We start from the raw sequence: 14420 nt of genomic DNA on the forward strand, positions 1-14420 counted from the left end.
CCGCGTCTCCCCCGGTTGTGTCTCCCACGGTCTCCCACGGTCTCCCACGGGAAGGGATCGCCATGTCACTCCCCCACGTCGCGTGGATCGGCCTCGGCGTCATGGGCGCGCCCATGGCCGAGAACCTGCTCAGGGCCGGTTACGCCGTCACCGGCCACACCCTGGAGGCGGACCGGCTCGACCGGCTGGCCGCGGCCGGCGGCACTCCCGCCGGTTCGGTGCGCGAGGCCGTCGCGGACGCCGACGTCGTGATCACGATGCTGCCGGCGGACCCCGAGGTCACCGCCGTCGCCCTCGGCGAGGACGGCGTCCTGGCCCACGTCAGGCCCGGCGCGCTGTACGTCGACATGTCCACGGTGGCCCCGGCCACCGCCACGGCCCTCGCGGGCGCCGGTGCCCGGCGGGGCGTACGGGTCCTCGACGCACCGGTCTCCGGCGGTGAGGCGGGGGCCGTCGAGGGCACCCTCGCGATCATGGTCGGTGGGGAGCGGGCCGACGCCGACGAGGCCCGGCCGCTGTTCGGGGCACTGGGCACGACGGTCGTACGCTGCGGTCCCCACGGCGCCGGGCAGACGGTCAAGGCCGCGAACCAGCTCGTCGTCGCCGCCAACCTCCAGGCCTGCGCGGAGGCCGTGGTGTTCCTGGAGCGGTCGGGCGTGGACCTCGCCGCGGCGCTCGACGTGCTGGCCGGCGGGCTCGCCGGGTCGGCCGTGCTCGGTCGCAAGCGGCACAACTTCCTCGCCCGCGAGTTCACCCCCGGCTTCCGGATCGACCTCCACCACAAGGACCTGGGCATCGTCACCGAGGCCGCCCGGGCCGTGGGCGCGGTGCTGCCGCTGGGCGCGTTGGTGGCGACGCTGGTCGCCGCCGCCCGGGCGCAGGGCGACGGCGGGCTCGACCACTCGGCGCTGCTGCGCGGCGTCGAGCGGCTGTCGGGGACGGCGGCGTCGTGAGCGCGGTCACCATGCCGGCCATGGAGGCGGCGGTGCACGTGCTCAAGGACGAGGGCGTGGACGTCGTGTTCGGCTGCCCGGGCGCCGCGATCCTGCCGCTGTACAAGGCGATGGAGGCCGTCGGCGGCATCGAGCACCTGATCGTGCGGCACGAGGAGGGCGCGGCCCACATGGCGGACGGCTGGGCCCGCACCAACGGCCGGGTGGGCGTGGCGCTCGCGACCTCGGGCCCCGGCGGCACCAATCTCGTCACCGGTCTCTATACAGCTTTCGCGGACTCGGTGCCGATGGTGTGCGTCACCGGGCAGGCGGTGACGGGCCGGCTGCACCAGGAGGCGTTCCAGGCGGTCGACATCGTCGCCGTCGCGCGGCCGGTCACCAAGTGGGCGGTGCAGGTCAGGGAGGCGGCGCAGATCCCCTGGGTGTTCCGGGAGGCGTTCCGCACCGCGCGGGAGGGCCGCCCCGGGCCCGTACTGATCGATATCCCGGTCGATGTGGCCCGGCGCGACATCCGTTACGACGCGGCGACCGACACCCGGCTGCCCGTACGGACCGCGGTGCCGCACCCGCCCCGGGTGGCGGCGGCCCTGGACCTGCTGCTGGCCGCCGAGCGGCCGCTGGTGCTGGCGGGCGGCGGGGTGATCCTGTCCGGCGCGGCCGCCGAGCTGCGGGCGCTGGTGGAGTATCTGCGGGTGCCGTTCCAGGTCACCCTCATGGGCAAGGGCGCCGTCGAGGACGACCACGAGCTGCACATGGGCACCACGGGCATCCAGACGTCGCAGCGCTACGCCAACGCCTCCTTCCTGGAGGCCGACTTCGTCCTCGCGGTGGGCGCCCGCTTCGGCGACCGCCACACCGGCGCGGACACCGGCGTCTACCGGGGCGACCGGACCTTCGTCCATGTCGACATCGAGCCCACCCAGATCGGCCGGGTGATCGAGCCGGAGCTGGGGATCGTCTCGGACGCGCGGCTGTTCCTGGCCGCCTTGCTGGAGGAGGCCCGCGCCCGGGCGGCGCGGCCCCGGACCGAGGCCTGGGTGGCCCGCTGCCGCCACCTCAAGCGGACCCTGACCCGCCGCGACGACTTCGACACCGTGCCCGTCAAGGCGCCGCGCGTCTACCGGGAGATCAACGAGGCCTTCGGCCCGGACACCCATGTCGTCACCGCCATCGGGCTGTACCAGATCTGGGGCGGCCAGCATCAGAAGGCCCACCGGCCCCGCCACTACCAGGTGTGCGGCCAGGCGGGCCCGCTCGGCTGGGAGGTCCCGGCGGCGATCGGGGTGAAGAAGGCCCTCCAGGGCATGGGCCGGGGCGACACCGAGGTGGTCGGCATCGTCGGTGACTACGGCTTCCAGTTCCTCGTCGAGGAGCTGGCGGTGGCGGCGCAGTACGCGGTCCCGTATGTGCTGATCCTGCTCAACAACCAGTACCTGGGCCTGATCCGGCAGGCCGCGGCCGGCTACGGCGCGCGCTACCGGATGGACTACGAGGTCGACGTCCACTACGACCGGGCGGGCACGGACAACGTGGCGATCGCGCGGGCCTACGGGTGCGCGGCCCGCCGCGTGGTGGAGCCGGCGGACATCCGGCCGGCGATCGCGTGGGCGCGCGCGGAGGCCGCCGCCACCTCCCGGCCCGCACTGGTCGAAATCATGATCGACCGGGAGGCCTTCACCCCCCACGGCCAGGACATCGACTCCGTACGGGAGTTCGAGCCCCCGCCCTGATCCGGGCACCCACCGCACCTCCGGGCGACGGTGCCGGCACCACTGTCGGCCGCGCCCCGGCGCCGCCGCCCGGAACTCCTCCTTCCCGCCTTCGCGATTCGCTCCCGGGCCGCGCCCGCATCGTGGACGATGGGGTACCCCACAACCCCTACGGACCACTCGCTGGAGCCGAAGATGGCCAAGAGCGTGCCGGTGCACTGCCCCACGTGCCACCGGGAACACTCCTTCACCCCACCGACCTTCCCCTGCGCGTGCGGAGCCCCGCTCACCGTGCCGGTCCTGCCGGAGGCCGAGGCGGAGTTAATGACCCACCGCACCTGGCGGGACTCCTGGGTGGCCGTGCGCTGCCCGTCCTGCGACCGCCGCGGCCAGTGGCCCCGGCCCGAGTTCGGCTGCTCCTGCGGAACGGTGGTGCGCCTGCCCGTCGAACCGGTGCGCGAGCCGGAGCGGGAGCCGGAGCCCGAGCCGGCTCCGCGCCGCCGCGCCCCCTCCCGCGCGGTCTTCCGCCCGGTGGCCATCCGCACCGAGCGCGACGCCGTGATGGCCGCCGAGCGCTATCTGCGCTGGCTCGGCTTCACCGACGTGACGAGGCCCGGCAGCTGCCCGGCCCCCGCCGCGGCCGGGGTGGACCTGCGGGCCACCGGGCTCGTGGCCCGCGTCGACCCCACCACCCTGCCCACCACCCTGCGCGACATCGAATGCCTGTGGCTGCACGGCCTGCTGGACACCGCGGACGCCGCCTGCTTCTCGCTGGCCGGCTACGCCCCCGACGCCCGCTGCCGCGCCGACGACCTGCGGCTACCGCTGTTCGTGATGGATCTGACGGGCACCCCGCGCGCCCTGAACGAATGGGCCGACGATCTCGCGGGGCGCTCCCGCGGCTGAGCCCGCGCGCACCCCCAAGCTCAAGTCTTGCTCTGAACTACGGCACGACGGTGGCGAGTTGACACGTACGGGCCGAGACTTGAGCACACGGGCCCGCGCAGCACGGGGGAACGCGGGCCCGCCCACGGGGGAACGCCGCGCTACGGGGAACGGGGGAAACGGGGCAACCCACGACGGGGGGTGACGGGGCGGGCCGCCGAGCGGCCCGCCCCGCGCACGTCCGGCGGAGCGCTCAGGCGCGCGGCACGGTCGTCGTGGGGCTCAGCAGCCTCGCGGCCTCCTCCCTCAGCTCCACCTTCCGCACCTTGCCGCTGACGGTCATCGGGAAGGCCTCCATCAGCCACAGGTGGCGCGGCACCTTGTAGTGCGCGAGCCGGCCCCGGCAGTAGCGGGCGAGCTCGTCACGGGTGAGGGTCTCGGCCGGGTCCCGCAGGATGACGCAGGCCATGATCTCCTCCCCGTACTTCTCGTCGGGGACACCGACGACCTGGACGTCGGCGATCTTCGGATGGGTGTGGAGGAACTCCTCGATCTCCCGCGGGTACACGTTCTCCCCGCCCCTGATGATCATGTCCTTGATGCGGCCGACGATCCGTACGTAGCCGTCCTCGCCCATCTCCGCGAGGTCGCCGGTGTGCATCCAGCCCTCGGCGTCGACGGCCTCGGCGGTGCGCTCGGGGTCGTCCCAGTAGCCCGTCATCACCGAGTAGCCCCGGGTGCACAGCTCCCCCGGCTCGCCGCACGGGACCGTCGCGCCCGTGCCGGGGTCGACGACCTTGACCTCGATGTGCGGCAGCACCCGGCCGACGGTGCCGGTACGGCGGTCGAGGTCGTCGTCGCGCCGGGTCTGGGTGGAGACCGGGGATGTCTCGGTCATCCCGTAGCAGATGGCGACCTCGGACATGTGCATCTCGGCGACGACGCGCTTCATCACCTCCGCCGGGCACGGCGACCCCGCCATGATGCCGGTACGCAGCGAGGAGAGGTCGTAGGTGGCGAAGTCGGGCAGGCCGAGCTCGGCGATGAACATGGTGGGGACGCCGTAGAGCGAGGTGCAGCACTCGCGTTCGACGGCGTGGAGGGTGGCGGTGGGGTCGAAGACGGGCGCCGGGATCACCACGCAGGCGCCGTGGGAGGTGGCCGCGAGGTTGCCCATCACCATGCCGAAGCAGTGGTAGAAGGGCACCGGGAGGGCGATGCGGTCCTCCTCGGTGTAGCCGAGGGTCTCCCCCACGAAATAACCGTTGTTGAGGATGTTGCGGTGGGAGAGGGTGGCGCCCTTGGCGAAGCCCGTGGTGCCGGAGGTGTACTGGATGTTCACCGGGTCGTCGCAGCGCAGCAGCAGGCCGCGCTCGGCGAGCCGCTCGGGGTCGGTGCGGGCGCCGAGGGCGACCAGGCCGTCCCAGGTGGGGTCGTCGATGTAGACGACGTCGCGCAGGGCGGGACAGCCGGAGCGGACCTGTTCGACCATGCGGCGGTAGTCGCTGGTACGGAACTCGGTGGAGGAGACGAGCAGGCTGATCCCGGCCTGTCGCAGGACATAGGCCAGTTCGTGCACCCGGTAGGCCGGGTTGACGTTGACCATGATGGCGCCGACGCGGGCCGTGGCGTACTGCACCATGACCCACTCGGGGCAGTTGACGGCCCAGATGCCCACCCGGTCGCCCTTCCGCACACCCTTGGCGAGCAGTCCCAGGGCGACCTCGTCCACGGCCGCGCCGAACTCGGCGTAGGTCCAGCGGCGCCCGCCCTGGACGTCGACGAGGGCCTCGCGGTCGGGGAAGCGCGCGATCGAACGGGCCAGGTTCGCGCCGATGGTGTCGTCGAGCAGCGGGGTGTCGGCGGGGCCCGCCGCGTGGGACGGGGAGGGGGTGCTCACCGGTGGTCTTCCTCTCGGTACTCGTCGCCGCCGCCCCGCGCGGTGCGTTCGCGCAGCTCGATGCGGCGGATCTTGCCGGACACGGTCTTGGGCAGATCGGCGAACTCCAGGCGGCGCAGCCGCTTGTAGGGGGCGAGCACGGCGCGCGAGTGGGCGAAGAGGGCCTTGGCGGTGTCCGGGCCCGGCTCCCAGCCGGCGGCGAGGACCACGTAGGCCTTGGGCACGGTCAGCCGCAGCGGGTCGGGGGCGGGTACGACGGCGGCCTCGGCGACGGCCTCGTGCTCCAGGAGGGCGCTCTCGAGCTCGAAGGGGGAGATCTTGTAGTCGCTGGACTTGAAGACGTCGTCGGCGCGGCCGACGTAGGTGATGTAGCCGTCGGCGTCGCGCGAGCCGATGTCTCCGGTCCGGTAGTACCCGTCCGCCATCACCTCGGCGGTGCGTTCGGGGTCGCCGGCGTAGCCGGTCATCAGGCCGACGGGCCGGTCGGTGAGGTCGAGGGCGATCTCGCCCTCGTCGGCCGGTTCGCCGGTGTGGGGGTCGAGGAGGACGACGTCGAAGCCGGGGCTGGGGCGGCCCATGGAGCCGGTGCGCAGCTCCTGGCCGGGCGGGTTGGCGACCTGCACCGAGGTCTCGGTCTGCCCGAAGCCGTCGCGGATGGTGAGGCCCCAGGCGCGCCGGACGGCCTCGATGACCTCGGGGTTGAGGGGTTCGCCGGCGGCCACCGCCTCGCGGGGCGGGGTGCGCAGGGCGGTCAGGTCGGCCTGGATGAGCATGCGCCAGACGGTGGGCGGGGCGCAGAAGCTGGTAACGCCGCAGCGGTCCATCTCGGCCATGAGGCGCGCGGGGTCGAAGCGCGTGTAGTTGTGGACGAAGACGGTGGCCTCGGCGTTCCAGGGGGCGAAGAGGTTGGACCAGGCGTGCTTGGCCCAGCCCGGGGAGGAGATGTTGAGATGGACGTCCCCGGGACGCAGCCCGATCCAGTACATGGTGGTCAAGTGGCCGATGGGGTACGAGGTGTGCGTGTGCTCCACCAGTTTGGGGCGGGCGGTGGTGCCGGAGGTGAAGTAGAGGAGGAGGGGGTCGTCGGCGCGGGTGGGTCCGTCGGGGGTGAAGTCCGCGCCGGCCCGGGCGGACTCCTCGTAGGCCAGCCAGCCCGGCTCGCCGGTGCCGCCGACCGCGATCCGGGTGTAGGCGCCGGGCACGTCGGCGAACTTGCCGGCGTCGGTGCCCCGGACGATCACATGCGCCGCGCGGCCGCGTTCGACGCGGTCCACGAGGTCGGCGGTGCCCAGCAGGGGTGTGGCGGGGATGACGACGGCCCGCAGCTTCATCGCCGCGAGGGCCACCTCCCACAGCTCGGTCTGGTTGCCCAGCATGACGACGACGCGGTCACCGGCCCGTACGCCGTGGGCGCGCAGCCAGTTGGCGACCCGGTCGGAGCGGCGGCGGAGGGCGTCGAAGGTCAGCCGGGCCTCGCTGCCGTCCTCCTCGACGATCCACAGGGCGGTGCGGTCGTTGTCCCGGGCGATCGCGTCGAACCAGTCCAGGGCCCAGTTGAACTCGGCGGGCCGCGGCCAGACGAAGCCCGCGCGGGCGGCGTCGTAGTCCTCGCGATGTGCGAGCAGGAAGTCCCGCGCCGCCCGGAACGCGTGCGCCGGGCCGGCGGTGCCGGTCGGGGTCGTTGCCGTCACTTGTCCTCCAGGTTGCCGGGCCGGCCGCCGGCCCGCTGCCCATCATCGTGCGACGGTGATCCCGTGTCAGGCCAGACCCGGCGGGCGGAGGGTCGCCGTCCGCCCCGGCGCGCGACGAACGGGTGCGTGCGCCGTGTTCGCGCGGCGAGAGCCGTCCGGTCCCCGCGCACCGCGCTGACCTGGGCATTCCCCAGGAGCTACGGGTTTGGGCCGGCGGCCGGCCGTCAACGGTCCGTCAAGGCTGCGGTGGCGAGGGTCAACGTGCTGTCAAAGAGACGCTCGACCGGCGGCGAGGCGGGCATAGCGTGACCGACGCAACCGCCCGACCCACCTCCCGAGGACCGTCATGCATGTGAGCCGTACCCCCGCGCAAGCCGCCGCCGTCGCCGCCGTCACCGGCGCGTGCGGACCCGACAGCCTCCCCTCCGACGACGGCGAACCGTCCCATCCCGTCCGGGCGGACCTCCTCCACGTCCCGGTGCGCCCGTGTGCCTGCGGATACGCCCTACGCGTCTACCGCACCCCGCTCGGCGGCCGCACGGCCGTCGCCTTCACCTCCCGGCAGCGGCTGACGGACTGCCTGGGCCGGGACGTGGCCTCGGTCCGCCTCGCCCTGCCCGCCGTACGGGCCCTGGCCGTGCCCCTGGGGGTGGCCGCCGTCCGCGTCGACCCGCAGCTGTCGGCGCCGGCCGCGCGCCCCTCCGCCGAGGCCGGCGCGCCGCTGCCGCCCGGCTTCGCCGTCTGACGGCCCCGGCTGACTCCTCGCGCCCACCGTTTTCCCCCGAAGGAGATCATCCGTGTCGTCCCTTCCCGTCGTCCCCCGCGGCCCCGCCCCTCTCGTTCCCCTCGGCCCCCTGGCCCCGGCCGCGCTGCCGCCGCTGCCCGGGGAGCCCGTGCCGGGGCCCGGCCGGCCGGGCCCGGTGTGGCCCGCCTCCGCGCGGGTGCTGCCCTCGGGCGACCTGTCCGTCGGCGGGGTGCCGCTCGCCGAGATCGCCGACCGCTTCGGCACCCCCGTCTACGTCGTCGACGAGGACGAGGTGCGGACGCGCGCCCGGGCCTGGCGCGCCGCCCTGCCGGACGGCGACGTCGCCTACGCCGGCAAGGCGTTCCTCACCCGGGCCATGGTCCGCTGGGTCGAGGAGGAGGGGCTCCGCCTCGACGTCTGCTCGGCCGGGGAACTCGAGCTCGCCGCCCACGCCGGCTTCCCCGGTGAGCGGATCGTGCTCCACGGCAACGCCAAGAGCCCCGGCGACCTGCGCGCGGCCCTGCGCCTGGGCGTGGGCCGGGTGGTCCTCGACAGCGCCGGCGAGATCGCCCGGCTCGCGGCGCTGGTGCCGGCCGGCGCCCGGCAGAAGGTGCTCGTGCGGGTGGTGCCCGGGGTGTCCGCCGGCGCGCACCGGGCGGTGCGCACGGGGGTGGAGGGCCAGAAGTTCGGGCTGTCCCTGGAGAACGGCGAGGCGGCGGACGCCGTGGCCCGCGTCCTGGGCCAGCCGCGCCTCGAACTCGTCGGCCTCCACTGCCACCTCGGCTCCCAGATCGCCTCGGTCGACCCCTATGTCGCCGCCGTCCGCCGCCTGGTGGCCTTCCTCTCCGCCCTCCGCGACACCCACGGGGTGACCTTCCCGGAGCTGGACCTGGGCGGCGGCTTCGCCATCGCCTACCGCGACGGCGAACCGGCCCTCGACCCGGACGCGTACGCGGCCCGGGTCGGCGCCGAACTGGCCCTGCGCTGCGCCCACGCGGACCTTCCGGTGCCCCGGTTGGCCGTCGAGCCCGGCCGCTGGATCGCGGGCCCGGCGGGGGTGGCGCTGTACCGCGTGCTGTCGGTGAAGTCCTCGGGCGGCCGGACGTTCGTGGCCGTGGACGGCGGCATGAGCGACAACCCCCGCCCGGCGCTGTACGGCGCGCGGTACACCGTGCGGCTGGTGGGGCGTTCCTCGCCGGTGCCGGCGCGGGCGGTGACGGTCGTGGGCCGGCACTGCGAGGCGGGCGACGTCCTGGCGGAGGAGGTGCCGCTGCCGGGGGACGTCCGTCCCGGCGACGTGCTGGCGGTGCCCGCGTCGGGCGCTTACCACCTGTCGATGGCCTCGGCCTACAACCTCGTCGGGCGCCCGCCGGTGACCGCGGTGACGGACGGCCGGGCGCGGCTGCTGGTGCGCCGGGAGACGCCGGCGGATCTGTGGAGCCGGGAGGTGACGGAGTAGGGGCCGCCGCTCGGGCGCGAAGGGCAGGCCGGTCAGCAGGCCGCGGGCCGCACCGAGCCCGGCGCCGGGCAGGGAGCCGGCGACCACACCCAGACGTAGTCCGCGCCACCGAGCCCCCGCGCGTCCTTCAGGGTCCACAGGCCGATACCCGGAGCGGACGGGGGCGGAGGAGACGCGACGGGTGGTACGGGTACACCTGCGCTCGCTGAGGACCTAGGCTTCGGCGAACCGGACGTCGTGGTCGGCACCGGGGGCGGCCATCGCCAGCACCCCGGCGGCCTCGTCGGCCAGCGCGGCCCGGTCGGCCTTCGTCGGCGGGCGGAAGGGGACGACGGTGAGCGTGGCCGTGTCCCGCCCCTGATCCAGGCGCCAGATGCCGGCGACGAAGCCGTCCAGCAGGAACTGGCGGTTGGCGCGGTTGACCCGCCAGACCCGGCGCAGGTCGTCGGGCGTGGCGATCCGGGCCCGGTCGGCGTGGGAGAGCGTGAGGTTGTCGAACTCCGGCAGGAAGCGCACCGGAGCCGGGACGTCGGCGCCGGGCAGCGGGGCGTCCGGCAGGTCGAGGAGCTCCACGCCGTGCTCGTCGCGGAAGACGCGCAGCCCGGGCCGCAGCGTGTCCACCCGCTCGCGCAGCCGGGTCAGGCCGGACCACTGCCGCATGTCCTTGACGGAGGCGGGGCCGAAGGCGCGCAGATACCGCAGGAGGACCTCGTCGGGGGCGGGCGCGGGCCCCGGCTCCCGGCCCAGCCAGGTCCCGGCGGTCGTATGGGCCGCCGGGCCGCCGCGGCCCCACAGCCCGCGCGGCGGCACCTGCACGAGCGGCAGCAGCGCCCGGGCGGCCATGGCCAGGTCCTGCGGCGCGCTGCCGGGCCATTCCTCGGCCAGCGCCGCGCCCAGCTCCTGGAAGGTGTACGGGCGCCCGGCCATCAGCTCCCGGGCGCGGGCGGCCACCCGCTCCAGGTCCACTCCCCCGAGCCGCTTGCCGTGGGAACCGCGCAGGAGGCGCTCCTGCACGGGCTGGGTCAGCGGGCGCAGGACGAGGCAGTCGTGGGCGCTGACCAGGTGGAGGGTGGAGCGCATCACCGAGACGCGCACGGCGGCCCGCGAGGCGAGCAGCCCGGAAAGCTCCTCGGGGTCGAAGCCCTCCAGCCGGGCGGCCAGCGCGTAGTACGGATCGACGGGGGCCTGCGCCTGCAACCCGACCAGGTGCTCGACCGCCTCCAGGGCGGGCAGCGCGGCCCGGCGCAGCAGGAGCTGGCGGGCGAGCAGGGCACGGTTGAGCTCGCGCGTGGTGAGGACGGGCCCGGCCGGTGCGGCTGTTCTCATGCCCCTTACGGTAGGCGGAGGCACTGACAGCGCCTCCTGGGGCCGCCCGAGTGTTTCCTTCGACGCCGTATATCCTGAATATCCTGAATTCCGCTATCCAGTGACGAGCGAGAGGGACGAGAGAACCATGGCCGAGCGCCCTCCGCGTCACCGCTCGTCGTCCCCCCGGAAGCACTCCTGGCTGCGCCCCGCGAACGGCCGGCAGAACCCCGGCGCGGAGCCCGCTCCCGGTACGGCCGCCGAACCCGCGGCCGAGCAGGGCAGCGTCGTCCAGGCGGCCGTCTACCGCGACGGCCACCGCGTGGCCACCCCGGGCTCGCTGGCCGACACGTACCGGCAGCTGCGGGAACAGCCCGACAGCATGGCCTGGATCGGGCTGTACCGCCCGACCGAGGGGGAACTCTTCTCGCTGGCCGAGGAGTTCGACCTCCACCAGCTCGCCATCGAGGACGCCCTGGAGGCCCACCAGCGCCCCAAGCTGGAGCGCTACGGCGACACCCTGTTCGTCGTACTGCGGGCCGCGCGCTACCTCGACGCACCCGAGGAGGTCGACTTCGGCGAGCTCCACGTCTTCGTCGGCCCCGACTTCGTGATCACCGTCCGGCACGGCGCGGCCCCGGACCTCTCGGCCGTCCGCCGCCGCATGGAGGCCACCCCGGAACTCCTCGCCCTCGGCCCGGAGGCCGTGCTCTACGCGATCCTGGACGCCGTGGTCGACGGCTACGCCCCGGTCGTGGCGGGCGTCCAGAACGACATCGACGAGATCGAGACCGAGGTCTTCGGCGGCGACCCGGCCGTCTCCCGCCGCATCTACGAACTCGCCCGCGAGATGGTGGAGTTCCAGCGCGCCACCCGCCCCCTGGTGGGCATGCTGCACGGCCTGATGGCGGGCTTCACCAAATACGGCACGGACGACGAACTCCAGCGCTACCTCCGCGACGTAGCCGACCACGTCACCCACACCAGCGAACGCGTCGACGGCTTCCGCTCGGCCCTGACCGACATCCTCCAGGTCAACGCCACCCTGGTCACCCAACAACAGAACGCCGAGATGCGCGCCCTGGCCGAGGCGGGCTTCGAGCAGAACGAGGAGATCAAGAAGATCTCCTCATGGGCGGCGATCCTGTTCGCACCGACGCTGGTCGGCACGATCTACGGCATGAACTTCGAGGCGATGCCCGAGCTGCACTGGGCGTTCGGCTACCCCTTCGCGATCCTGCTGATGGCGGTGGTGTGCACGAGCCTCTACTTCATCTTCAAGAAGCGCGACTGGCTGTAGGTACTCACACCACACCCTTGATCTACTCAGCAGAAGCGAACCACGGATCACGCCTCCGGAGGCCGCCTGGGGAGAATCCGGGGAGAATGCACGGCAGCGGGTAGACCGGGTTCAGGCCCTCCCTCTCGTCGAGCGGCGGCGCCCGGCACAGTCGCTCCTCACCGCACTCCGCAGGAACAGGACATTCGGAAAGCCTTGCGCATCCGCCCACGACACCCAGCCGGAAAGCCTCGGCGCAGACCAGAGGACCGCGAGGGACGGTAGACACTCGCGAAGGCATGGCCGACTTGTGCCCTTATCTCCCGCACGATCATGACGGGACATCAGGTTCTGTCAGTGGCCACCGCTACAACCGAACTGGAGGTCCGCGCAGCGCGGACAGACAGGGAGGGGATGCAGCATGTCGAAGGTTCCGGACGGGTACGTGCGCGTACGAAGCCACCTCCGCCGCAAGCCGGGGCCGAAGTCCACCAAGGGGCTGAGCGTCTGGGCCGTGGCCGGCTTGTGTGCGGTCGTATGGCTGTGGGGTCAGGTCTTCGGGTTCGGCGACAGCGAAGCCGAGCCGCAGCCTGCCCCGACGCCTGCCGTCTCCGCGCCGGCGAGCGGGCAGTGACAGCCCGGCCGCAGCGAAGGCTCAGGTGGCGACCGCGCGGCACCGTGGACGCCCTGGGTGCGGCAGCCGTGGCCCTCGCGGTCATGGTCGCCCTGGCGCAGGCCGCATCGAACCTAATGACGAAGGCCGCTGCGGCATGGCCGCTGCTGGGCTTGGTCGTCTTCGCCTTGGCCGTCGCCGTGGTCAGCCTCCGGATCCGGGGCCACCGTCGAGATCGCGCGGACAGCGACCGGCTGGCTCGTCTGCGCATCACCCTGGCCGAGTTCGATGCGATGGACGACGGGCAGTTCGAGTACGCGCTGCGTGACCTCCTCGTCCGCGACGGCTGGGCGGCTAGGAAGGTGGGCCGGGCCGGGGACCAAGCCGCCGACGTGATCGGCGTCCGGACCCCCCTCGGGCGGATCGTGGTGCAGGCCAAACACACACGCGCCGGAGGCAAGGTCGGCTCGTCAGTGATGTACCAGGTGAAGGGCACGGCGGGTCCCGCGCACAAGGCGGACCACGCCGTCGTCGTCACCAACGGCTCATTCACCCGCGACGCCATGACTTGGGGCGACCGACATGACGTGCGGTGGGTAGACCGCAACCGGCTGGACCGCTGGGCCCACAAAGGTAGGCCCCTGCACGAACTGCTCGCGCTGCCCACGAGAGGCTCCCGCTTGCCGTGGCGTCGAGCGGCATGACACGCGTGCCGCGACGCGCCAACGAGAACGGGTGGCACAGCATGTGCTGTACCACCCGTTGCTCAGGCCGCGATCGAGCTCTCTGGGACGTGCTCGGAAACCGGGCCGAGCAGTGCATCGACCGCGGCACGCCCCTTGCCGCCGGCCTCCGGCATGAAGTGGGCATAGTGGTCGAGGGTGATGGTCGGGCTGGAGTGGCCCAGCCATCGGGCCAGGGTGACGACGGACTCGCCCGCTTCGAGGATGATCGAGGCGAAGGTGTGCCGGAGGACGTGGAAGCCATCCTTGCGTGATGCCTTCCAGCGCTTCCCCTTCTCCCGCATGGGGATGACCCCTGCTGCGGCGAGGGCAGGCTTCCAGACCTCATCGTTGAAGATGTTGGCGCGGATCGCGTTTCCGTACGTCGTGGTCAGAACGAGCGGGAAGGTCCGCTTCTCACGCTCGGGCTCCGGGCCGCCCCAGGGCAGTTCCACCTCGACGGCTGGGTGCTGCAGGAAGTCGGCAGTCAGCTCGGTCGCGACGGACCGGGGCATGTCGGCGATGCGAGTCTTCCCACCCTTCGGAAGGGTGAAGTACAAGCGCCCATTGAGGAGTTGAACCTGCCGACGCACACGGATAACGCCACGCTCGAAGTCGACATCTTCCGGGGAGAGGCCGAAGACCTCCCCCTGGCGTAGCCCGCACCCGAGGGCGACGACGACCGCGATGCGGTACCGCGCCTTGATCGCGTCCCGCACCCGCTGCGCGGTCTCCAGCGGCCATGCCTCCCGCTGGTCCTCCGGCACCTTGGGCCAGCGCACCGACTTGGCGCGCATCGGGTTGCGGACGAGCCGCTTGTCGTCGATCGCCGTCTCGAAGACGTTGGAGAGGGTGGTGAGGATCTGCCGGGCGTAGCGGGGGGGGGGCGCGCTCACCTTCGAGGGTGGCGATGTAGCTGCGAAGGGCAGTCGCGGAGACGTCCCTCAGCGCCAACTCGCCGAGATGCGGAAGGATGTGGAGGCGCACGCGCTCGTCGACCCGCTTAGACCGTGTCCTATATGGCTGTTGTCCGTTGGTGTGGGCATGGGGAGCGGGCGGTGGGGCTGGATTGTTCCTGGCGGTTTGTGGCCGTTGGTGAAGCCGTTGCTGCCTGCGGCGCGGGTCCGTCCGCAGGGCGGCGGGGTGGCGAACATCGATG

The 14420-nt window shown here is 73.2% G+C and carries 12 protein-coding genes; 8 read left to right on the forward strand and 4 right to left on the reverse strand.

The window, feature by feature from the left end:
* Positions 1 to 62 precede the first annotated feature (62 nt).
* From AC07BS_RS20335 to AC07BS_RS20345, 3 genes are all read left to right on the forward strand, one after another.
* On the forward strand, positions 63 to 953 hold the full coding sequence (locus tag AC07BS_RS20335; RefSeq protein ID WP_478933549.1) for a 2-hydroxy-3-oxopropionate reductase: 891 nt from the start codon (positions 63 to 65) through the stop codon (positions 951 to 953).
* Between the two features lie 11 nt (positions 954 to 964).
* Entirely contained in the window at positions 965 to 2683 is a 1719-nt protein-coding gene (gene gcl / locus AC07BS_RS20340) for a glyoxylate carboligase (RefSeq protein WP_478641091.1), read from the forward strand.
* Positions 2684 to 2857: 174 nt separating this feature from the next.
* Positions 2858 to 3568, forward strand: a complete 711-nt coding sequence (locus AC07BS_RS20345; RefSeq protein ID WP_478640415.1) for a hypothetical protein — start codon at positions 2858 to 2860, stop codon at positions 3566 to 3568.
* Positions 3569 to 3800: 232 nt separating this feature from the next.
* On the opposite strand, the gene AC07BS_RS20350 is transcribed toward AC07BS_RS20345, so the two are convergent.
* Both AC07BS_RS20350 and AC07BS_RS20355 read right to left on the reverse strand, forming a co-directional pair.
* Positions 3801 to 5447, reverse strand: a complete 1647-nt coding sequence (locus tag AC07BS_RS20350) for an AMP-binding protein (RefSeq protein WP_478933551.1) — start codon at positions 5445 to 5447, stop codon at positions 3801 to 3803.
* Positions 5444 to 7138: an AMP-binding protein gene (locus AC07BS_RS20355; RefSeq protein ID WP_478933553.1), complete on the reverse strand. Its 1695-nt coding sequence runs from the start codon at positions 7136 to 7138 to the stop codon at positions 5444 to 5446. Before AC07BS_RS20355 ends, AC07BS_RS20350 begins: the two co-directional genes overlap by 4 nt.
* Before the next feature lie 352 nt (positions 7139 to 7490).
* On the opposite strand from AC07BS_RS20355, the gene AC07BS_RS20360 reads away from it, so the two are divergent.
* Positions 7491 to 7883, forward strand: coding sequence for an SAV_915 family protein (locus AC07BS_RS20360; protein WP_478640421.1), 393 nt, complete (start codon positions 7491 to 7493; stop codon positions 7881 to 7883).
* A gap of 124 nt (positions 7884 to 8007) precedes the next feature.
* Positions 8008 to 9342 carry a diaminopimelate decarboxylase gene (lysA, locus tag AC07BS_RS20365; protein WP_478933569.1) on the forward strand — a complete coding sequence of 445 codons (1335 nt, stop codon included), beginning with the start codon at positions 8008 to 8010 and terminating at the stop codon, positions 9340 to 9342.
* 213 nt (positions 9343 to 9555) lie between these two features.
* Here lysA and AC07BS_RS20370 read toward each other — a convergent pair whose 3' ends face one another.
* Complete coding sequence (locus AC07BS_RS20370; protein WP_478933555.1) at positions 9556 to 10668, reverse strand: winged helix DNA-binding domain-containing protein; 1113 nt, start codon at positions 10666 to 10668, stop codon at positions 9556 to 9558.
* 127 nt (positions 10669 to 10795) lie between these two features.
* On the opposite strand from AC07BS_RS20370, the gene AC07BS_RS20375 reads away from it, so the two are divergent.
* The 3 genes from AC07BS_RS20375 (at position 10796) to AC07BS_RS20385 (ending at position 13243) form a co-directional block, all read left to right on the forward strand.
* A complete protein-coding gene (locus AC07BS_RS20375) occupies positions 10796 to 11947 on the forward strand; it encodes a magnesium and cobalt transport protein CorA (RefSeq protein WP_478640424.1) in 1152 nt (383 codons plus the stop codon).
* Positions 11948 to 12347: 400 nt separating this feature from the next.
* Entirely contained in the window at positions 12348 to 12560 is a 213-nt protein-coding gene (locus AC07BS_RS20380; protein WP_478912266.1) for a hypothetical protein, read from the forward strand.
* Positions 12561 to 12643: 83 nt separating this feature from the next.
* Entirely contained in the window at positions 12644 to 13243 is a 600-nt protein-coding gene (locus AC07BS_RS20385) for a restriction endonuclease (protein ID WP_478933571.1), read from the forward strand.
* Positions 13244 to 13305: 62 nt separating this feature from the next.
* On the opposite strand, the gene AC07BS_RS20390 is transcribed toward AC07BS_RS20385, so the two are convergent.
* Entirely contained in the window at positions 13306 to 14157 is an 852-nt protein-coding gene (locus AC07BS_RS20390; protein WP_478933557.1) for a tyrosine-type recombinase/integrase, read from the reverse strand.
* Between the last annotated feature and the right edge of the window lie 263 nt (positions 14158 to 14420).

The organism is Streptomyces sp. NPDC044063, assembly GCF_056434285.1.